At 62.1% G+C, this 20,121-nt stretch carries 15 protein-coding genes and 1 tRNA gene; 7 read left to right on the forward strand and 9 right to left on the reverse strand.

Annotated elements, in window-relative coordinates; translation table 11 throughout:
• The first annotated feature begins 255 nt into the window (after nucleotides 1-255).
• The gene (gdhA, locus tag EP30_RS05905) at nucleotides 256-1,602 is read left to right on the forward strand and encodes an NADP-specific glutamate dehydrogenase (protein ID WP_094664296.1); all 1,347 of its coding nucleotides are present in this window, start codon (nucleotides 256-258) and stop codon (nucleotides 1,600-1,602) included.
• 172 nt (nucleotides 1,603-1,774) lie between these two features.
• Here the strand turns inward: gdhA and EP30_RS05910 are convergent, their stop codons facing one another.
• Together EP30_RS05910 and EP30_RS05915 are read right to left on the reverse strand one after the other, a co-directional pair.
• Entirely contained in the window at nucleotides 1,775-2,674 is a 900-nt protein-coding gene (locus EP30_RS05910) for a hypothetical protein (protein WP_140556948.1), read from the reverse strand.
• Nucleotides 2,675-2,893: 219 nt separating this feature from the next.
• Entirely contained in the window at nucleotides 2,894-4,597 is a 1,704-nt protein-coding gene (locus tag EP30_RS05915) for a PspC domain-containing protein (protein WP_140556950.1), read from the reverse strand.
• Between the two features lie 147 nt (nucleotides 4,598-4,744).
• Between EP30_RS05915 and EP30_RS05920 the strand changes: the two genes are divergently transcribed.
• The 3 genes from EP30_RS05920 (at nucleotide 4,745) to EP30_RS05930 (ending at nucleotide 8,602) form a co-directional block, all read left to right on the forward strand.
• Nucleotides 4,745-6,136 carry an ATP-binding protein gene (locus EP30_RS05920; RefSeq protein WP_140556952.1) on the forward strand — a complete coding sequence of 464 codons (1,392 nt, stop codon included), beginning with the start codon at nucleotides 4,745-4,747 and terminating at the stop codon, nucleotides 6,134-6,136.
• Nucleotides 6,137-6,218: 82 nt separating this feature from the next.
• The gene (locus EP30_RS05925; RefSeq protein ID WP_258185390.1) at nucleotides 6,219-6,953 is read left to right on the forward strand and encodes a response regulator transcription factor; all 735 of its coding nucleotides are present in this window, start codon (nucleotides 6,219-6,221) and stop codon (nucleotides 6,951-6,953) included.
• 176 nt (nucleotides 6,954-7,129) lie between these two features.
• Complete coding sequence (locus EP30_RS05930; protein WP_140556954.1) at nucleotides 7,130-8,602, forward strand: metallophosphoesterase; 1,473 nt, start codon at nucleotides 7,130-7,132, stop codon at nucleotides 8,600-8,602.
• Nucleotides 8,603-8,644: 42 nt separating this feature from the next.
• On the opposite strand, the gene EP30_RS05935 is transcribed toward EP30_RS05930, so the two are convergent.
• Nucleotides 8,645-9,301: an HAD family phosphatase gene (locus EP30_RS05935; protein WP_181160815.1), complete on the reverse strand. Its 657-nt coding sequence runs from the start codon at nucleotides 9,299-9,301 to the stop codon at nucleotides 8,645-8,647.
• A 52-nt stretch (nucleotides 9,302-9,353) separates the two neighbouring features.
• On the opposite strand from EP30_RS05935, the gene EP30_RS05940 reads away from it, so the two are divergent.
• Nucleotides 9,354-10,064, forward strand: coding sequence for a nucleotidyltransferase family protein (locus EP30_RS05940; RefSeq protein WP_140556960.1), 711 nt, complete (start codon nucleotides 9,354-9,356; stop codon nucleotides 10,062-10,064).
• A 71-nt stretch (nucleotides 10,065-10,135) separates the two neighbouring features.
• Here the strand turns inward: EP30_RS05940 and EP30_RS05945 are convergent.
• From EP30_RS05945 to serS, 3 genes are all read right to left on the reverse strand, one after another.
• Nucleotides 10,136-10,220 (reverse strand) — tRNA-Ser (locus EP30_RS05945).
• A 92-nt stretch (nucleotides 10,221-10,312) separates the two neighbouring features.
• The gene (locus EP30_RS05950) at nucleotides 10,313-11,467 is read right to left on the reverse strand and encodes an MFS transporter (protein ID WP_245819381.1); all 1,155 of its coding nucleotides are present in this window, start codon (nucleotides 11,465-11,467) and stop codon (nucleotides 10,313-10,315) included.
• A gap of 415 nt (nucleotides 11,468-11,882) precedes the next feature.
• Nucleotides 11,883-13,169: a serine--tRNA ligase gene (serS, locus tag EP30_RS05955; RefSeq protein WP_094664318.1), complete on the reverse strand. Its 1,287-nt coding sequence runs from the start codon at nucleotides 13,167-13,169 to the stop codon at nucleotides 11,883-11,885.
• Nucleotides 13,170-13,363: 194 nt separating this feature from the next.
• Between serS and EP30_RS05960 the strand changes: the two genes are divergently transcribed.
• Nucleotides 13,364-14,662, forward strand: a complete 1,299-nt coding sequence (locus EP30_RS05960) for a diacylglycerol kinase family protein (protein WP_140556963.1) — start codon at nucleotides 13,364-13,366, stop codon at nucleotides 14,660-14,662.
• 53 nt (nucleotides 14,663-14,715) lie between these two features.
• Here the strand turns inward: EP30_RS05960 and EP30_RS10910 are convergent, their stop codons facing one another.
• The 3 genes from EP30_RS10910 to EP30_RS05970 form a co-directional block, all read right to left on the reverse strand.
• Nucleotides 14,716-15,006, reverse strand: a complete 291-nt coding sequence (locus tag EP30_RS10910; RefSeq protein WP_181160816.1) for an HPr family phosphocarrier protein — start codon at nucleotides 15,004-15,006, stop codon at nucleotides 14,716-14,718.
• A gap of 159 nt (nucleotides 15,007-15,165) precedes the next feature.
• Complete coding sequence (locus tag EP30_RS05965) at nucleotides 15,166-16,005, reverse strand: PRD domain-containing protein (RefSeq protein WP_181160817.1); 840 nt, start codon at nucleotides 16,003-16,005, stop codon at nucleotides 15,166-15,168.
• Nucleotides 16,006-16,086: 81 nt separating this feature from the next.
• Nucleotides 16,087-18,288, reverse strand: a complete 2,202-nt coding sequence (locus EP30_RS05970; RefSeq protein WP_140556965.1) for a glucose PTS transporter subunit IIA — start codon at nucleotides 18,286-18,288, stop codon at nucleotides 16,087-16,089.
• A gap of 135 nt (nucleotides 18,289-18,423) precedes the next feature.
• On the opposite strand from EP30_RS05970, the gene pgm reads away from it, so the two are divergent.
• Nucleotides 18,424-20,100 (forward strand): phosphoglucomutase (alpha-D-glucose-1,6-bisphosphate-dependent), encoded by a 1,677-nt coding sequence (gene pgm / locus EP30_RS05975; protein WP_094664328.1) that lies wholly within the window; start codon nucleotides 18,424-18,426, stop codon nucleotides 20,098-20,100.
• Nucleotides 20,101-20,121: the final 21 nt, after the last annotated feature.

Consider the following 20,121-nt stretch of genomic DNA (forward strand, 5'->3'; position numbering starts at 1 on the left):
GCGCGCGGCCCAGGTAACGTTGCGCGGTCAGGAACACGGCCCACGTAACACCATACGTCCTATGTCAGGCACCGGTCAGGCACCGGAAATAAGCGGAAATCCCACAATGTGAATGGGTATTCCTTTGCTGGACATCCTGTTTTATGATGAGGATGTTTCATCAATCAGAGCATCGCCGCCCGTCCATGACTGTCGCGTTTATCGATGACGGGGGAAATCGAGGGCGGCGTGACTCCCAACATGCTAAGGAGCATGATGCTGAACAACGAGTATCTCAAGCGCGTCTACGCACAGGTGGAACAGCGTGACGGAGACCAGCCCGAATTCCTGCAGGCCGTGCGCGAGGTCTTCGAGACCCTCGAGCCGGTTGTCGAGAAGCACCCCGAGTACGAGAAGAACGGCGTTCTCGAGCGCATCGTCGAGCCCGAGCGTGTGGTCAAGTTCCGCGTGGCCTGGGTCGACGACGAGGGCAAGGTGCAGGTGAACCGTGGCTACCGTGTTCAGTTCAACTCCGCCATCGGACCGTACAAGGGCGGTCTGCGTTTCCACCCGACCGTGAACGAGGGCGTCATCAAGTTCCTCGGCTTTGAGCAGATCCTGAAGAACAGCCTGACCACGCTGCCGATGGGCGGCGGCAAGGGCGGCTCCGACTTCAACCCGAAGGGCAAGTCCGACGCCGAGGTCATGCGCTTCTGCCAGGCCTTCATGACCGAGCTGTGCCGTCACATCGGCCAGTTCACCGACGTTCCCGCCGGCGACATCAACGTGGGCGGCCGTGAGATCGGCTACCTGTTCGGCCAGTACAAGCGCATCCGCGACGAATACTCCGGCGTGCTCACCGGCAAGGGTCTGGAGTTCGGCGGCTCGCTCGCCCGCACCGAGGCCACCGGCTACGGCGTGTGCTACTACACCGCCGAGGCGCTGCGCGTGCTGAAGAACGATTCCTTCGAAGGCAAGACCGTCGTGATCTCCGGTTCCGGCAACGTGGCCATCTACGCCGCGCAGAAGGCTGAGCAGCTGGGCGCCAAGGTCGTCACCGTGTCCGATTCCAACGGCTACGTCTACGATCCGAACGGCATCAACGTCGACGTGGTCAAGCAGATCAAGGAAGTCGAGCGCGGCCGCATCAAGGAGTACGCCGAGCGCGTGGACGGCGCCGAGTACCACGAGGGCTGCTCCGGCGTGTGGACCGTGCCGTGCGACATCGCCCTGCCGTGCGCCACCCAGAACGAGATCAACGAGGAGTCCGCCAAGGCTCTGGTCGCCAACGGCTGCAAGGTCGTCGTCGAGGGTGCGAACATGCCGAGCACCCCGGAGGCCATCGCCGTGTATCAGGAGAACGGCCTGCTGTACGGCCCGGCCAAGGCTGCGAACGCCGGTGGCGTGGCTGTCTCCGGTCTGGAGATGAGCCAGAACAGCTACCGCCTGAGCTGGTCCTTCGAAGAGGTGGACGCCAAGCTCAAGAACATCATGGAGACCATCGTGTCCGAGTCCCTGGCCGCCGCCAAGGAGTACGGTCACGAGGGCGATCTGATGCTCGGCGCCAACGCCGCCGGCTTCGTCAAGGTCGCCAACGCCATGGTCGCCCAGGGCGTACTGTGATCTGACTTGATCTGACCTGATTCAGATTCGCTGATACGCGAAATGAAATGTGCCCTACCGTGTTCCGTACTCGGTAGGGCACTGTTCGTTTCCGTACGCGTTTCGTATCAGTGCTCCAACACTCCGGCGCTCTCAACCACGATCCGTAGCGTTCCGCCACGTCCGCACCTGATTACTCGCTTACCGTCCGGACGTGGCGGAATGTACGGACGAGAACACCGGCGATGAGGGCAAGTCCGGAGACGGCGAGAAGCGCCGCCAACAGAATGGCGTCGATGGAACCGGATTGCGCGGAGAACACCGGCTCGGGGAAGCGGTAGACGGCAAGGAAGCCGACGCTGGAGAGCATGAGCAGAATCAGGCCGAAGGTGACGGTCAGCGCGCTGACACCGGTTTTCCACGGAGAGGGTTCTTCTGTTTGCTCGGATTCGTTGCGTTCCTTGTCCGGTGCTGTCGTGTATGCAGTCGTGTCCTTGTTGTCGATATCCCCAGTGTTATGCGCCGGGGTGTGCATGGCATCTGACCGCGTCGCGGAATTATCCCCAGAGTTATCGTCGCCGTCCACAGTGAGACGCACAGCCTTGCCCGGAATCGGAATCGTGGATTCGGCCGATGCGTCGGCACAGAATTCCCCAGTATAGGGGACGTCGGACGCGGCCTGCACGGTTTCGGCGGTTCGTGTCGTGGTCGACTTTGCCGCCGATGCCGCAGACTGCGACGCTGCGTCCGACGATGTCACCGCCGGTATTGTCATCGTCGGCGCCACCTCATGCGCAGCCGACGCGTGTGCATCAGACGACGTGACGGGCAGCGGCGTGGTGGGGGGAAGATCACTGGCAGTATCGGCGCTATCGCCGGGTCTGCCGGACCTGCCAGTCGCGGTTTTCGGCAGTTCAACGGTGTTAACGGAATCCGCGGAGAACAGCGGTACTTTGGCCGCATTGGCGGCAAAGGGATTCGCGGACGAGGCAGAATCGTCGGCGGACAATACAGGAGCATTGTCGAGGGCTGCGGAAGGGGGGTTGCCGGTGGAGTCGGTGTCGGACTTGCGGTTGGATGATGTGGAAGCCATGATGACAGTCCTTTATCTTTGGGTTCAGGTTCGAATTCGGATTCACGTGTGTTGTCTGCAATTCGAACGATTGATGGTGTGCAATTGGGTATGTGATGATGTGCGTCATCGTGCGATCGGCTGTGTGATCGTGCGTTTGCAGTTGTCGTCCGTGAACACGAAACGACTGCATGCAACGCACGAATTCGCGAGCACGATCAGGACGGGAATCAGGGCAAATCAGGACTTGGGGGCGATCACCTCGACCGAGGCGAAGTGAATGGATGCGTCGATTTTGAGCAGTTTGGTGTCGTCATAGGACCAGTAGGTGTTGTCCGACGACAGATCGTATGCGTCCCCATCGGAATACTCGCCGTTCGAATCGGCACTGTCAGCGCTATCGGCACCGTCGGCGCTGCCCGCGCTATCGACGCCGTCAACACCGTCAGACTGGAAACCCGCGGCATCAGCGGACACCTGGCCGCTGGCAAGATCATCGTATGAGTGATCCGTGAATCGACTCAGCCACGGCGAACTCGAGGACAGACCCTGCAGGCCATCGATACCGGTCATGTACCCCATCGATTCGTTGCCCAGCAGGAAACTGCATCCCTTGGGCATGCGCACCACGAGTTTCGCATATTCCACGTGCAGGTGAATGGTACCGGTCGGGCATTCCTGCAATTGACTGAGATTGATCGTCGCGCGACTGGACAGATTGAAGGAGCGCTCGCCGCTTAACGTCAGACCGTCACGATACATCTGTATCTGATCGTCGCCGGACCCCAACTCAAGGTTCGAAGAGACTGTTTTCCGAACGGGATAGTGCGATTCATCGGCGGAAAACGTGCCGGCATACATGATTCCGGACATCGACAGCACCGTCACGGCGACGAGGAACAGCGCGGCGATCGGCAACAGTCCGCCGGACTTGCGGCCGAGGAATCCGAGCACCACCAGCGTCGCACCCATTGCGAGCGCAGCGGCGCACACCCAGAGCAGAACATTGCGGATGGCATCCTGCTGGCTCGTCTGTGCAACGACGTTCGTCAGCAGTACGCCGGCCAGCGAAATCAGCAGAAGGCCGCAGGTCACGCCGACCACGATGAATCCGGCGGGACGTCGACGTGGAGCACGCCGGACGGTCGGGCGCGGCATCATAGACGACGCGGCCGCAGATGTCATCGGAGACGAGCCAGCCGACGGGTCAGCGTTCGTGACGGGAATCGGGACGGATGAGACCGCCGAGGCGGGTCGCCCGTCATCAACGCCGTCATCAACACTGTCATCACCGTTGCCAGCACTGCCGACAAATTCACCCGGAACCGGACGAATCCGACTGAACGGCACCACCACATATTGCGCGTGCGATCCACTCCAGTTCAGGAACATCAGCAGCGCTGCCGTGGCGATGCAGAACATCCAGAATCCGCTCATGCCGCGGACCGCCCCGCCCATCAGCGATGACGGCAGGCTGCACGCCGTAATGAACGCGGTCCAGAACAGTGCGCTCGCGCCGACGAATGGCCACGACAGTTTGGCATGACCGAAGTCCTGCAGCAGAATGCGTCCGGTGCGCCCGTCCGGCAGAATCAGCCATGCCAGCGCATACACTGCCGCGCCTACGCCGAAGAAACAGCAGGCCGCCACGAATATGGCGCGGATCAGCAGTTCGCTCACGCCGATGCGATAGGCGATGCCACTGCACACGCCGCCGACCCACCGGTACGGCGAGCGCTCCACCGCGCTGGCCCGCACCCAGCGGAAGAATCGGATCTGTTTGGGGGGATTATGCTGCGCAAACTGCGACGATGCAGCGGTCTGAGCGTCATCATTGCGAGCGCCGGCATGATGGATACCGGATGTATCGGAGGCCGACGTCCCGGGACGCTTCCCGGTCGCGGCTCCGGCCGTCTTTGAGTTCGTTGTCTTGTCGTTGTTCATACCTTTATAAGACCACGCTCCCGTATCACTCGTCTATGAGGGTTCGCCCTGATCTTTGCCTGACATTTGGTCATGATCGCCTGATCTTTGCCTGACATCGGCGGAGAATCGGCATGGCCTGACGTTGACTACGGTAGGACTGGAATCATGATGATCGTATGGAATTCCCCGATGCGTGTGATGCCGCGAGCCGATGCCCTCCGACTGGCCGCCGAGCATGGGCGGGACGACGATGGGCTGGGCAACACCGTCAACGAAACGGCGATGCCCCTGACACTCGCGTCCGCACCGCTGCTGCGTCCCGACCGCAGGCACGGCGGATTGCTGTGTGGCGTCTGTTCGGGACTGGCCGCTCACCTTGGTCTGCCCACGCCGCTGGTACGCGCGCTGATGGTATTGCTTGCACCGGTACTTGGTTTCAGCCTGGTGTTGTATGTGTTTCTGTGGGCGTTCGTTCCGCGTGGCGATCCGCGCGCATCCTCACACGAGCCGCCGGACTTTACGCAACTGCCACTGGCCAGGGGCAACGCGCGGATCGTTGAGATGGACGAACCGTCGAGCGTGAGCGCAGGCGCAGGTGCCCGATCATTCGCCGACATTTTGCACGACGCATCCACGATTTCAGTGGTCGTCGCCACCTACACGGCATTGATTCCCGTGTCGGCGATCGTGGGCATGCTGGTTCACGAATCGTCGCCCGTGCTGACGCTGCTGTTCGCGGCCACGGGCGTGCTCGCCGACTGGTCGCTTCGCCGGTATCCGCGGACTTCCGGCAGGATCAGTCTGGTCACCGGATGTTCGTTCCTGATGCTGGCGTTGCTGGCATTCGCCTCGTCGATCGGGTATGAGGATTCCCGCGGCATGCCGTTGCGCATCATCGTCTGCGTGATCATGCTGATGACCGCCGGCGCGATGATGATCCGTCCTCGTATCGCCGAAATGACCCGTCGTCTTGCCGATGAACGCGCGGCGAAGGAGCGCGAGGAGGAGCGCGCCGACATGGCCGCGCATCTGCACGATGGTGTGTTGCAGACGCTGTCGCTGATTCAGGTGAACGCCGACGATCCGGCGATCGTGCGGCAGCTGGCCCATGCGCAGGAGCGCGAACTTCGTTCCTGGCTGTACCAGAAGCGCGCGGTGGCGACCCAGTCGTTCGCCGCGGAGCTCAAGGACGTGGTGGCCGATATGGAGGCTCGCACCGGCACGACGATCGAGACCGTGACCGTGGGCGACGCGCATCCCGATGAGTCGCTCACCGCTCTGCTGGAGGCGACACGTGAGGCGTTGACGAACGCCAGCCGTCATGGCCGGCCGCCGATCAGCGTGTACTGTGAGGTGATGGACGACGGCGTTGATGTGTATGTGAAGGATCACGGTGATGGTTTTGATCCGTCGCTGGTTCCGGAAGGCCGGCTGGGGGTGCGCGAGTCGATTGTGGGCCGTGTGCGTCGGCGCGGCGGGCATGTGGATATCGATTCGTCAGCCCGGCTGGGCACCGAAGTGCATATGCATATGCCGATTGTCGGCGGACTGTCGTGAAGGACGCACAGGATCGTCTGGAATCATGCGGAACCATGCGGAATCATGAACCGCACGAAGAATGGGAGGAAGGGTGACGACGATGTCCGAGGCAATGATGGACAGCACTCAGCCCGATGAGCACATTACCGTGGCCATCGTGGATGATCATGAGGTGTTTCGAGCCGGCGTAATCACGATTCTCGGCAATCGGTTCGATGTGGTCGGTCAGGCTGCGGATGTGGAGGGGTCGGTGGCGATGATCACGCAAACCAGACCGGATGTGGTGCTGCTTGACGTGCACGTGCCGGGAGGAGAGGGCGGCGGAGGCGCGGAGATCATTCTGAAGTCGCGCAAAGCCTCGCCGAATTCCGCGTTTCTGGCGCTGTCGGTGTCGGATTCCGCCCAAGATGTGGGCTCGGTGATTCGTGCCGGGGCGTTGGGATACGTAACCAAGACGATCTCGCGTATGGATCTGATCTCATCGATTCATCAGGTGGCGCAGGGGTACACGGTGTTCTCACCAAAGCTGGCGGGATTCGTGCTGTCCATGTTCCAGGCCGGAGCGGCGAGCGCCGGCGATCCCGGATCGTCCAACGGCACGGCCAACGTGGGGTCCACACACCGCGCTGAATACGATGACGAGCTGAACCAGCTTACTCCCCGCGAGCGCGAGGTGATGCGTCTGATCGCCCGCGGCTACACGTATCGGGAGGTGGCGGCCAAGCTGTTCATCTCCATCAAGACCGTGGAAACCCATGCCTCGCGCGTGCTGCGCAAACTGCAGCTGTCGAATCGGGCCGAATTGATCCGTTGGGCGTCCGATCGCAACATCTAACGGAGAAAAAATCACACAACTGCAATGTACCCAAATTGGAGCATTGGGATTCCAACGGTCATTATGGCGTACATTGCAGTTGTGTGATTTTTTGAATGTGTATGGAAGGCAAACAGCAGCTTTCGACTTCGCGCACAGCCTTATATTCCGTCACCCCCGTAATACAGTGGATAAATATGAATCTTCGATTTCGTAAAAACGGCACGTTCCGAGTGCTGCAGATGGCCGATATTCAGGACGGTCCTGACGTCAATGAGGACACTATCCGCCTGATTCGTGCGGCGATCGCGGAAGGAGATCCCGATCTCATCGTGCTCACCGGCGATCAGATCCGCGGATATGATCCCGCCTACATTGACACGTTCCTGCGTCGTCGTGACGATGAGCCCGGCGAGCATATCCGTTCGGTGACCAAACTTGAGGCCCGCGTACGCGGCATCACGCCGATGGACGAGTCCGGCCCCGATGTGGACGCCGACGCCGCCGATCACAAGGCGCTGCTGGCCGCCGCCATGGACGCCACCCGACAGAAGGTTCGTCGCACCTTCGCATCGTTCCTGTCGCCTGCGATCGAGGCGCATGTGCCATTCGCGGCCACGTATGGCAATCATGACTTCCAGTGCGGCATTCTCGTGGACGAGCAGGATGATATGTACCGCGAGTTCGACGGCTGCCTCAATCCGAAAATCAATCCGAAAGCCGATACCAACACGAACGCAAACGGCGACCCGCTGACCTGCGAGCCCGGCACGTTCGCCCTGCCCATCGCGGCATCGGACGGCAGCGATCGCATCGCCATGAGCGTGATGATGGTCAACTCCGGCGACTACGCCGGCAAGGCCGGGGACGAGGACGGCGAGCCCGCCTCCTACATGGAAGGCACTCCGCAGGCCCTGCACTCCTTCACTCACGAGCTCTACGCCCGGCATTCCAGGACCATCGATCTGGCCGACAGCGCCGGCTACGGCTCCCCCAGCCCCGAGGCCCTGCAGTGGCTCGGTGACGTGCAGCGTCATCTGGGCGAGGCCAATGGCGACAACGCGCCGGTACCGTCCATCGTGTTCCAGCACATTCCCCCGCAGGAGTTCTACCGCTGTCTCAGGCAGGTTCCCGCGTGGACGCCCAACGCCGTGGAGGGCACGCGCGCCTTCGCCCACCGTTGCTACGTGATCGACGAGTCCATCTGCCGTCCCGGCGCGATACTCGGCGAATCGATCGGATGCCCGGATGAGGATTGCGGCGAGGTGGACGCCATGCGCAACGCCGGCGGCTATTTCGCCCTGTTCACCGGCCACGATCACAAGAACGCTTTCATCGGCCATGTGGACGGCATGGATCTGGGCTACGCTCCCACCTGTGGATTCGAATCATACGGCCCCAAATCGGCATTGCGCGGCATTCGTCTGTTCGTGTTCCACGAGGACGATCCGGCCGCCTACGACTCCCGCATGCTCACGTTCGGTGAACTGATCGGCCGCCACAGCAACAACGAGCTGCGCGTGTTCATCGGCGATCATCTCATGACCGATGGCGCTTCGGTACGCAATCAGCTGCGCCGTCCGAAGGTGTTCGCGGCGGCCCTGCTCACGGCCGCAACCACCGCCCATGTGGTCTGGCACGATGTGATCCGCCGCCTGTGGCGCAGATAGTCAGGTATCAAGTAGTTGAGGATTGCGCCCCCGTAACCCTTCTCATCTGGAGAACGCGCCGAACCCGGCAAGCTGGGCACGCGCGTCAAGCGCGTTGGTGAACACGAAGGAACGGAATCCTGCCTCCTGCGCCGCGTGCACATTCCATGTCTTGTCGTCGATGAACACGGACCGTCCGGGATCGATGTCGAATCGTTCCGCGGCCAGTTCATAGATCCGACGATCAGGCTTCTTCAGCCGTTCGGTGGACGAGACGACCACGTCACGCAGCAGATGCAACGACGGATACTTCCCCATCGCGTAGTCCACGGCGTCCTGCGTGAAGTTCGTCAATCCCCACAGCGGCACGCCACGACGGTCAAGATCGACAAGCAGCGTATCCATGCCCGTGATCATGCCGCGGAACGCCTGCTCACGATGCGCGTAATACACGTCGAACATGCGCTCACACGGCTCGCCCTGATGATGCGTCCGGTAGTCGGCCGCCGCCTCGGCCGGGTCGAGACCGCCGTCGAGCAGACCGTCGTAATGCCACATGCCGTACGGCGCATCCTCATCGTAGAAATCCCGCCAGGCGTCGATGCCAAACTCGGCGGTCAGCAGATCATACGTGCCACCCCGGGGATCCCAGTTGAGCAGCACGTCGCAGAAGTCAAAGACGACGTTCAATCCGTCGCGATCATGATTGTTCCCACTCATATCGGCGACACTAGCACGCACCGTCATGCCACGCCGGGCCTAGACTGGCCTCATGAGACGAAGTCTGATCGATCTGTACACGTGGCGACCGCAGGTGGTGGCCGCGCTGTGTGATGCCTTTGGCGATTCGTTGCGATGCGTGGGGCTGCAGGGCAGTTATCTGCGCGGCGAGGCCAATCCGGACAGCAGCATCGATTTGCTCGTCATTCTCAACGACATGGATATCGACGACCTGTCGACGCTACGACGGGTGATCCGCGATCTGCCGTACGGCGAGCGCGTGGTGATGTTCGCGTCCGGCCGGCGGCAGCTGGCGCACTGGCCGATGTATGAGCTGTTTCAGTTCGCACAGGGCACGGAAACGTGGTATGGCAGTCTGGAGAACAATCTGCCGAGCATGGAGCCGCGTGACACCGTGCTGGGCGCGCAGGCCAGTCTGGCGAGTCTGTATCATCTGACGAACAATGCGTTTCTGCGTCATGGCGATGATCTGGAATCCTGCGTGGAGACGTTGCATGCCGCGTACAAGCATTTCTTCTTCTCCCTGCAGATCATCGAGTATCTGCGGACGGGGCGGTTCCTGCCGACGAAGAGCGATCTGCTGGAGGTGTGCGTACGCGACGGGCATGACGACGAGGCCCGGATGATGGAGTTGAGTATCGACGACAACTCGATTCGTATTGCGATCGCCGATCATGATCTCAATGCTCCGTATCGTTGGCTGCTCGACTGGGTGAGTCGTTCGATGCGACTACTGGGCTGACCGACGTGCAGCGACGTGTAGCACAGCGCATATGCAAAGGGCTCCTCGGCAATCACCAAGGAGCCCGATCGCGGACAGAACGAGATTCGAACTCGTGGTGGCTTGCGCCACAACGGTTTTCAAGACCGTCTCTTTAGACCGCTCAGACATCTGTCCACGGAATTTGCGAGCGGGAGTTCCCCGAACGCAAAAGCACGCGAACCATCATAATGCAAAGCGGCCGGTTCGCCAAACCGATCGGTGTTCGCTCACTTGTTCTGGGCGGCCTCGCGGCGTTTGAGGTCCACGTTCAGCCACACGGCGGTGAGGAACGCGCAGACGGCGAAGATGGCACCGAACGGGCCGAGCCAGCGCATGCCGATGTGGTCGGTCACCAGACCGCCGACGGCCGACCCCAAGGCGATGCCGATGTTGAACGACATCGAGTTGAATGAGGATGCGAGATTCAGCGATCCGGGATGGGTGGCCGCGGCCACGTCCATGTACAGCACCTGCGACGACGTGTTCTGCAGATACATGAGGAAACCGAGGGCCAGCAGCACCACGCACCCGATGATGGGGTTGAGCACGGCGAACGGCAGTGCGACCATGAACACCGCCTGGATCAGGTAGATCGGACGCCCCTTGACCAGCGGCACCACGCCACGGCCACGGTCACCGAGCTTGCCGCCATACAGGTTACTTGCCAGACAGGCCAGACCGTATGCGGCGAGCGCGACCGAGATGTACTGCGAGGGAATGCCGATCTCCTGTTCGAGGATTGGCGTGAGATACGTGTAGAACACGTAGCTGGCAGCGGCCGCGAACACGACGGCGAGGATGCCGCCCCAGATGCGCTTCTCGGTGAAGATGAAGAACTGGGCGAGGAACCGCGACTTGGGGCCGTAGTGGTTCTTCGGCAATACGACGCACATGAGCACGATCAGTGCCACGGTGAGCACGTTGATGACGTGGAATGCCCATCGCCAGCCAAACGTGTTGGCGATGGATGTGCCGATCGGCACGCCGAACACGGACGCGATGGAGAATCCGGAGAACACCCAGGCCACGAATTTGGTGCGGTTCTTCGGTGTGGCCACGTCGTCGGCGAAGGTCATGGATACGGCCACGGTGGTGCCGGAGATCAGTGCGATCACGATTCGTGCGGTCACGAGCATGCCGTAGCCGACGGCGAACGCGCACATGATATTGCCGATGAGGAACACGATGGCGAGGAACAGCAGCGTGCGGAATCGTTCGAACCGGGAGCTGATCGATGCGCCGATCGGGGTAGCGGGCGCGTAGACGAAGGCGAACAGCGAGACGAGTCCGCCCACGGTGGTCAGGGATACGTTCAGACCTTCGGCGATGTCGGGCAGGATGCCGACGACGATGAATTCGCTCATGCCGAGCATGAAGCTCATGGCGATCAGGGAGATGACCGGCAGGGTGAAGAACCGATCATCGCGCAGAGCCGGAGCGCCGGCGGCCGATGCGGACTGAACAGCCGCACGGGAGGATTCGCTTTTGACGTTCTTCTGGCTGGCGAGTTTCGACTCCTGCGTCATATGGTGATCTCTTCCACATACGTCTCCGTCCATGCGATTGAGAACGGAGATCATCCTATAGGGACACGTAAAAAATAACGCTGTCTCCTGACAAGAAAAACGCCGGCCCCGTCGTAGCCAAGACAACGGAACCAGCGCTTGCGCAGAAACGGTCATCCGACGGTTCGACAGCGACCTGAGCCGGTCGCATTCCGTACAGACAACCAGACAAAAAGGTGGGGACTCCCCCGACTGGGGAATCCCCACCTTTACGCAAATCGGCTATGCGAAATCAGGCTTCCCAGGAGGTGGGTTCGATGACCTCGCGGCCGCCCATGTACGGACGCATGGCCTGCGGGATCACGATGGAGCCGTCCTTCTGCTGGTGGTTCTCGAGGATCGCCACGATCCAGCGGGTGGTGGCCAGCGTGCCGTTCAGCGTGCTCACCGGACGGGTGGAGCCATCCTCGGTGCGCTCACGGATGTTGAGGCGGCGGGCCTGGTATTCGGTGCAGTTCGAGGTGGAGGTGAGCTCGCGATAGCGACCCTGCGTCGGCACCCAGGCCTCGCAGTCGAACTTGCGGGCCGCGGAGGAGCCGAGATCGCCAGCCGCGGTGTCGATGATGCGGTACGGCAGCTCCATCTTGCCGAGCATCTGCTGCTCCATGCCGAGCAGCGCCTGATGCTGGGCGCGGGAGTCCTCCTGCTTGCAGTAGACGAACATCTCCACCTTGTTGAACTGGTGCACGCGGATGATGCCCATCGTGTCCTTGCCGGCGGCACCGGCCTCGCGACGGTAGCAGGAGCTCCAGCCGCAGTAGCGCAACGGGCCGTTCTCCAGATTCAGGATCTCGTTCTCGTGCATACCGGCGAGCGCCACTTCGGAGGTGCCGACCAGGTAGTCGTCGTCGGGTTCGCGCAGACGGTAGATCTCGTCGGCGTGCGCGTTGAGGAAGCCGGTGCCGGCCATGACCTCGGGACGCACCAGCGTGGGGGTGATGGTGGTGATGAAGCCGTTCTCCTCGGCCTGATCCACGGCCATGGTGAGCATGGCGATCTCCATGCGGGCCACGGCTCCGCGCAGGAAGTAGAAGCGGGATCCGGAGACCTTCACGCCGCGACGCATGTCGATGCCGGCCACGCCCACACCGAGGTCGAGGTGGTTCTTCGGCTCGAAGCCCTCGGCCTCGAAGTCGCGCGGGGTGCCGATCTTCTTGACGACCACGTAGTCGTCTTCGCCGCCTTCGGGGGCTTCCGGCTCCACGATGTTGGACAGCTTCCACATGGCGGAGGTGTATTCCTCGGCGGCCTTGTCGGCCTCGGCCTTGTATTCGGAGACCTTGTTGGCCAGCTCCTTGGTTTCGGCGATGATCGCGGCCTTCTGGTCGGCCGGAGCGGAGGCGACCTTCTTGCCCATGGCCTTTTGCTCGGCGCGGGCGGCTTCGAATTCCTTCAGCGCCTCGCGACGGGCGGTGTCGGAACGCAGCACCTCGTCCACGAGTTCCACGGATTCGCCACGCTTGCGCTGCGATTCCTTGACAACGTCGGCGTGTTCACGGATGAATTGAATATCAAGCATACGGCTTACGTTAACGCCCACATGAGACACGGACAGCAACGCTCTTTCCGTTGATTTTTCGGCCCGCCAGCGGTATTTGCACGAGTATCGCCCGAGTTGGGGCACCGTTTGGATGCAGCGGATTTTGTGGGAAAACGGAAGAAATCTGCGAGCCGTTGCGGATTTGCGCGCCGATCGGATAACACAATGGGAATATGTTGTCATCGTTGTCCCCCCTGTGGATCGCGCTTATCGTGATCGTCGTGGTCGCCGTCATCGGCGTTGTCGTTTTCTTCGCCGTGCAGGCGTACCGCAAGCATCGGCTGGCGACGGCCATCGTGCAGAGGGACAAGGCGCCGGTGCATTATGCGTTCATTCTCAACCCGTCCAAGCCCGGTGCCGAAGAGGTCAAGCAGCAGATCCTCGACTTCTTTGAATCGCATCACCTTGCCGAACCGATGATCGTGGAGACACAGCTCGACAAGGACGGACGCGATTGCGCTCGCGAGGCCATGGCACGCGGCGCGGACGCCATCGTGGCGGTGGGCGGCGACGGTACGGTGCGCACATCCGCCAGCGCGGTGGCCGGCACGGATCGTCCGTTCGGCATCGTGCCGATCGGCACGGGCAATCTGTTCGCCCGCAATATGGGCATTCCACTCGGCGACGTGGAGGCCGCACTCACCGTGGCCACGTCACACGGCTCCCGCAAGGTCGACATGGGCCGTATGGCGCTGCTGGATTCGGATGAGCCGGAACGCAAGCACGCGTTTCTGATCATCGCCGGCATCGGTTTCGACGCGGCGATGATCGACGACACCGACCCCGCGCTGAAGAAGAACATCAGTTGGCTCGCGTATTTCGTTGGCGGCGTGAAGAACCTGTTCACGCCGCACTATCACGGCGATGTGACGATCATCGGCACGGACGGCAAGGAACAGACGTCGAAGAACATCTCGTTCCGTACGTTCATGGCCGGCAACTGCGGCCAGATTCCCGGTTTTTCGTTGATGCCGGAAGCCGCGTACGACGACGGCATCCTTGACTTCGAACTGATCGACACGACCGGCGGTCTGATCGGCTGGGCGAACCTGTTCGGCGATGTGGTGCATCAGACGATCATGGGCAAGCCCGGGCAGAACCCGTTGTCAACGAACTCGTCCGTCGATCAGATCCAGGGCGTTCGGGCGCGCATTCGTCTGGAGAAGCCCGCTCTGGCCGAAGTGGACGGCGACATTCTGGGCAAGACGTCACTGATCGAATTCAGCGTGCAGCATCGCGCCCTGTGCGTGCGCGTACCCGAGGTGCCCGCGACCGTATCCGACGCCACGGGCGTGATCGCGCCGGTGAACGTGCCGGAGAGTGAGGACGGCAAGGCTGGCAAAACCGGCAAGGCGGAGAATTCCGCGACTACCGAGAATATCGTTCCGTCGAAAACCGAACACAAGGACGGCAAGGACGACGCCGGCGATCATGCCGACAAACAGTCCGCACAACACCAGTCAGCAGACTGACAACAGACCGAACAAACCAGAACCGAACGAAACCGACCGGCTTGCCCTTGACGTCAGGAGACGCTGGGAGTCCCTCTGACATCAAGGTCGCTGGAGAGCAGCGCGGTCAGCGAGTCCAACGCACGCTGCGCCTCGACGGAATCGTCGTTCACGCTCACGGTGACGATGTCGCCACCGTCCACATTCAGCATCATGATCTCCAATGTGCTGGCGGCGTCGGCCTCTCCGACCGGCGTGGCAATGCGCACCTCGAACCCGGAATCCTGCACGGCCTGGGCGAACAACGCGGCCGGGCGTGCATGCAGTCCGAGCGGAGTGCCGACCTTCACGGAACGGGAAAGCATAGCGGTCCTTTCTGTTGACCCATCCGGAACAGTTCCGGCAATATCCTGTCACATCCGGATGATCACAGTACAGTCAGGCGGTTGTCAATACGGATGGACGACCGTCAGTCAGCACAAGTAGCATTATCAGCGCCATCAAACGAACGTCGAGCCGCCCGGTCACGCGGCCTTGCCCGCCACACGCGCCACGTGCAACGCCAGATACGCCACCTCGTCCTCGGTGATGTCGGCATCGAGTCGCAGTTCCAGCACCGAGGCGATACGCGACGCGCACTGCATGGCCTCCGGATAGGAGTCCCGGATGGCGGACACGATCGGATCAGGTTCGGATTCCAGCTGCTTGTGCTGATGGATGCGCACGAACAGATACCGCAGATGTGTGATGAACCGTCCCACGTTCACCGACGACTGGTCGAGTTTCACACCGTAGCTCTGCTCGATGATCGCCAGCATCTGCTGGATCACGCCCGTCATCGTATACGTGTATGTCAGATCGCCCGAGGCGAAACCGGCGTTCACCAGATGCATGGTCAGCGCGGTCGACTCCTCGTCCGGCAGCACGCCGCCGAACCGCTTGTTCAGCGCGGCAAGCAACGCCTGCGCCTGTGCGTATTCACGCGGGTACAGATTGCGTACCTCCCCCATCAGCGGATAGGCGATATGCACGCCCTTGCGGATGCGCGCCACGGCGTTGTCCACGTGATCGGCGAGCGCCACGACAAGCGTGGTGCTGCCCAGCTCGGATTCGTCCAGTCCTGCCTCGCGCATCGATTCCAGTACGGCACGCAGCGTCTCCGGCGGGATGTCGGTGAGCATCTGCGCCAGATGATCGGGATCGCGCCCATCCGACGGCACGAACTTGCGCACCACACTCGCCGGGTCGATTCTTTTGCCCGGCTTGCCCTGAAAGCCGATGCCTCGGCCGGTGAGGATCACCTCGCCACCGTCATCGTCCTTGGCGAGCACGACGTTGTTGTTGAACACGCGAAGTATTTCCATACCGAATCCCTGTTCCCTTCATCCCATGTCGTTCAGTGCATGTCGTTGATCGTTCAGTATCGTCAGCGTTATCCGATGCCGTCAGCGTTCCACTCTGATCGCCGTATCGCCCGGTTGCAGCATGACGTCAAGTACCGGCGAGACCGTTGCCATCCGACTGCTGTTGGTCACGGTCATCACCGTCACCGCATTGCATCCAGACTCGACGATGCGGCCGAAATCAACCGTCGCCAACACATCACCGGCTCTCACTCGTACTCCTTTGGACGCCATCATGGCAAAACCCGTGCCTTGCATCTTCACTGTACCAATACCGATATGCACCAGCACCTCGATGTCGTCGTCGGTTTTGATGCCGAACGCATGCCCGGTTTTGGCCACGGTTTTGAGAATGCCCGACACAGGTGCGATCACGGGCGTTTCCGCACCGCTGACGGGATCGGATGGCGGCAACACGCCCACGCCTTCGCCGAGGGCGCGCGATGCGAATACGGGGTCGTCCACGTCGTCGAGCGCGATCGTGCGGCCGGGCACGGGGGATCCGATGAGGGTGACACCGTCCTCGATGGGCTCGGCGGGTTTGACGGGCTCGCCAGGTTTGACGGGCTCGGCGGGCGGTGTCTCGACGGTCTTCGCCGTTCCACCGCCATCGCTCACTGCATCGTCATCGCTCACTGCATCGTCATCGTTCGCAGACGTATCGTCATCGTCCGAATCCGCGTCCAAGTCGGCCGCACGCATGTGTGCGCGTTCCTCCGGCGTGCGATAGTCGAGCGCCACGATCAGCAGCATCGGCACCGTGAATCCCACGCCGATCGACACCATATACACCCACATCGGGTCGAACACCGGTATCGTCAGCAGCGACGTGAACGCGAACGCGCTGGCGGTGACCACGTGCACCACCGTTCCCGACGGCGTGACCGAAGGGAACATGAGCCCCAGCACGCCGATCACCACGCCGCCCGCCGCACAACCGGCGAGCATTCGACGGTAGATCAGACGATGCCGAAGATGAATACCGTACAGGCTCGGCTCGGTCAGGCCGCCGAGCAGTCCGGCGGTGAGCGCGCCCAACGCCGTGGACCGCATGGCCTTGTCATGCTCGCGCAACGACACGATGAGCACGCCGGCCGTGGAGCCAAAGCAGGCGAAGTTCCACACGGCCATCGGCCCCTGAATGAAGTCATAGCCGAGCATCTGCACGTTCATCAGCATGAGCGCGTTGAGCGGCCAGTGCAGTCCCACCGGCACCAGGAACGGATAGATCAGCGGCAGCAGCACGGCGAACGCGAACGGCGCATGCACGCTCAGCCATGCCAATGCCGCGCAGATGCCGTTGCTCAGCCACACACCGAACGGTCCGATCACGAATCCGGTGAGCGGCGTGATCACCGCCATGCTCAGAAACGGCAGGAACACCATGCGCATGTTGGCCGGCACCACGCGGCGCAGACCGTGGTAGAGTCCGGCGAGCGCCAGCACCATCAGCAACGGCACGAACACGTTGCCGCTGTAGTCGCTCACCAGCATCGGCACGCCGAACACCGGCACCACGCACGACCGCATTCCCATCGTCGCGTCGACCGAGCAGGACGCGGTCGGCAGATCCATGAGTCCCGTGTACTGCGGTGTCATGAACGCGGCCATGATCATCGCGCCCAGCCAGGGGTCGACCTTGAGCTTGCGCGACGCGTTATACGCGACGATGATCGGCAGGAAATAGAACACGCCCTTCCACATCACGGTGATGAACGTCCCGCCGGGCGAATCGTCGCCGCCGACGGTCATGCCGAACGCTGTGGCCAGATTGACGATGGCGATGATGATCGAGGCACCGAGCAGCACGCCGATGATCGGGCGGAACGAATCGGACAGGTATTCGAAGAACCATGTCAGCCATCGTGCGCCGCGTTCCCGCCATGCGGTGAATGTGGGGATGGGTGTGTCGGATACGGCCTCGTCGAGCGTTACGTCGTCTGTGGTAGTTCCCGTGTCGGCGGTTTCGACGTCGTCGGCGTCGACATCGGTCATGCCGGGCAGCGCCATCACAGCATGGTAGATGTCCTCCACATCACCGCCGATGACCACCTGATACCGATCGCCCTGACGGGGGAATCCGGCCAGTACCGCGGGATTGGCGTCGATCGCCGCCTGATCGACTAGTGTCGCGTCGGCCAGTTCGAACCGCAGACGGGTGGCGCAATGCGTGAGTCCGCGAACGTTGCCCGCTCCCCCGATGGCCGCGATGATCGCCCGCGCCGTGTCACGTTCGCTCGCCATGGTCCGCTCTCCCTCGCTTCTCCCTCGTGTTCGCCATTGACCCACCACAAACTTATCCCGTTTTCTTCGCCGGCACGACAGTGATTGTTCATTTCGTGCACGCGTTTGCGCAGTTTTGTGTGGCAAGATGGTCTTATGGTTGCTAAAAACGCGGGACTTCCCGCCACCCCAGAAGATCTGATCAATGTCGATGAGGTCATCGGCAAGTACTATGACCTCGTCCCCGATCCCTCGGTTCCCGAGCAGCGCGTGTCGTTCGGCACGTCCGGCCACCGCGGATCGAGCCTGAAGACCTCGTTCAACGAGGCACACATCGTTGCCATTTCGCAGGCCATCGCCGAATTCCGTAAGAAGGACGGCGTCACCGGACCGCTGTACATCGGTCGTGACACGCACGCCCTGTCGGAGCCGGCATGGAAGACCGCCATCGAGGTGCTGGTCGCCAACGGCGTGCGCGTGCGCATCGATTCCCGCGACGATTTCACCCCCACCCCCGTGGTCTCCCAGGCCATCCTGACGCACAACCGCGCGGCCGACGGCACGCAGCGCTTCAGCGGCGATGATCTGGCCGACGGCATCGTGGTCACCCCGTCGCACAACCCGCCCACCGACGGTGGTTTCAAGTACGATCCGCCGACCGGCGGCCCGGCTCCGGCCGAGACCACCAACGCGATCGCCGCCCGTGCGAACGAGCTGCTCGGCGACTACAAGTCCGTCAAGCGCGTGCCGTTCGAGCAGGCCGTCAAGTCCGATCTGGTGGAGCGCTTCGACTTCCGCGACCACTACGTGTCCGATCTGGGCAACGTCATCGACTTCGACGTGATCCGCAACAGCGGCGTGCGTCTGGGCATCGACCCGCTGGGCGGCGCCTCGGTGAACTACTGGCCGCTCATGAACGAGAAGTTCAACCTGTCCATCGACGTGGTCCGCCCCGAGGTCGACCCGACCTGGCGCTTCATGACCATCGACCACGATGGCAAGATCCGCATGGACCCCTCCTCCACGTACGCGATGAAGGGTCTGGTCGACGAGCTCAACGCCGGCGCGTGGGACAAGTACGATCTGGTCGGCGGCACCGATCCTGATGCCGACCGTCACGGTATCGTCTGCCCGAACTGGGGCGTGATGAACCCGAACCACTACATCGCCGTGGTTGTGGAGTACCTGTTCGGCGGCAACCGTCCCGGCTGGCCGGCTGGTGCCGGCATCGGCAAGACGCTGGTGAGCTCCTCCCTGATCGACCGCGTGGCCGCCTCCATCGGCGCCAAGCTCGTCGAGGTTCCGGTGGGCTTCAAGTGGTTTGTCGACCCGCTGTTCAAGGGCGAGGTGGCCTTCGGTGGCGAGGAGAGCTCCGGCATGAGCTTCCTGCGTCGCGACGGCCGTGTGTGGACCACCGATAAGGATGGTCTGATCCCCGATCTGCTGGCCGCCGAGATCACCGCCAAGACCGGCAAGAACCCGGCCCAGCTGCACCAGGAGCAGGTGGAGCGCTTCGGCGAGAGCTGGTACAAGCGTATCGACACGCCCACCACGCTCGAGCAGAAGCAGAAGTTCGCCACCCTGTCCGGCAGCGACGTAACCGCCACGCAGCTGGCCGGCGAGGACATCACCGCCAAGCTGACCGAGGCTCCGGGCAACGGCGCCAAGATCGGTGGCCTGAAGGTGACGACCAAGGACAACTGGTTCGCCGCCCGTCCGTCCGGCACCGAGAACATCTACAAGGTGTACGCCGAGTCCTTCGTCTCCCCCGAGGCGCTGGACAAGGTGCTCGACGAGGCCGGTGCCGTGGTCGACAAGGCGCTCAGCGAGTGAGACCGATCGATTGATCGGACC

Source organism: Bifidobacterium sp. UTCIF-39 (genome assembly GCF_006408715.1).
Lineage (GTDB): Bacteria > Actinomycetota > Actinomycetes > Actinomycetales > Bifidobacteriaceae > Galliscardovia > Galliscardovia tissieri.

Bases quoted from the DNA above. Each gene is read 5' to 3' on its own strand.
- EP30_RS05950 (WP_245819381.1), bottom strand. From the start codon at position 11,467: ATGAGCTTCATGCTCGGCATGAGCGAATTCATCGTCGTCGGCATCCTG.
- EP30_RS05970 (WP_140556965.1), bottom strand. From the start codon at position 18,288: ATGGCGAGCGAACGTGACACGGCGCGGGCGATCATCGCGGCCATCGGG.
- EP30_RS05925 (WP_258185390.1), top strand. From the start codon at position 6,219: ATGTCCGAGGCAATGATGGACAGCACTCAGCCCGATGAGCACATTACC.
- EP30_RS05960 (WP_140556963.1), top strand. From the start codon at position 13,364: ATGTTGTCATCGTTGTCCCCCCTGTGGATCGCGCTTATCGTGATCGTC.
- EP30_RS05940 (WP_140556960.1), top strand. From the start codon at position 9,354: ATGAGACGAAGTCTGATCGATCTGTACACGTGGCGACCGCAGGTGGTG.
- EP30_RS10910 (WP_181160816.1), bottom strand. From the start codon at position 15,006: ATGCTTTCCCGTTCCGTGAAGGTCGGCACTCCGCTCGGACTGCATGCA.
- EP30_RS05915 (WP_140556950.1), bottom strand. From the start codon at position 4,597: ATGAACAACGACAAGACAACGAACTCAAAGACGGCCGGAGCCGCGACC.
- EP30_RS05920 (WP_140556952.1), top strand. From the start codon at position 4,745: ATGATGATCGTATGGAATTCCCCGATGCGTGTGATGCCGCGAGCCGAT.
- gdhA (WP_094664296.1), top strand. From the start codon at position 256: ATGCTGAACAACGAGTATCTCAAGCGCGTCTACGCACAGGTGGAACAG.
- EP30_RS05935 (WP_181160815.1), bottom strand. From the start codon at position 9,301: ATGAGTGGGAACAATCATGATCGCGACGGATTGAACGTCGTCTTTGAC.
- EP30_RS05965 (WP_181160817.1), bottom strand. From the start codon at position 16,005: ATGGAAATACTTCGCGTGTTCAACAACAACGTCGTGCTCGCCAAGGAC.
- pgm (WP_094664328.1), top strand. From the start codon at position 18,424: ATGGTTGCTAAAAACGCGGGACTTCCCGCCACCCCAGAAGATCTGATC.
- EP30_RS05930 (WP_140556954.1), top strand. From the start codon at position 7,130: ATGAATCTTCGATTTCGTAAAAACGGCACGTTCCGAGTGCTGCAGATG.
- serS (WP_094664318.1), bottom strand. From the start codon at position 13,169: ATGCTTGATATTCAATTCATCCGTGAACACGCCGACGTTGTCAAGGAA.
- EP30_RS05910 (WP_140556948.1), bottom strand. From the start codon at position 2,674: ATGGCTTCCACATCATCCAACCGCAAGTCCGACACCGACTCCACCGGC.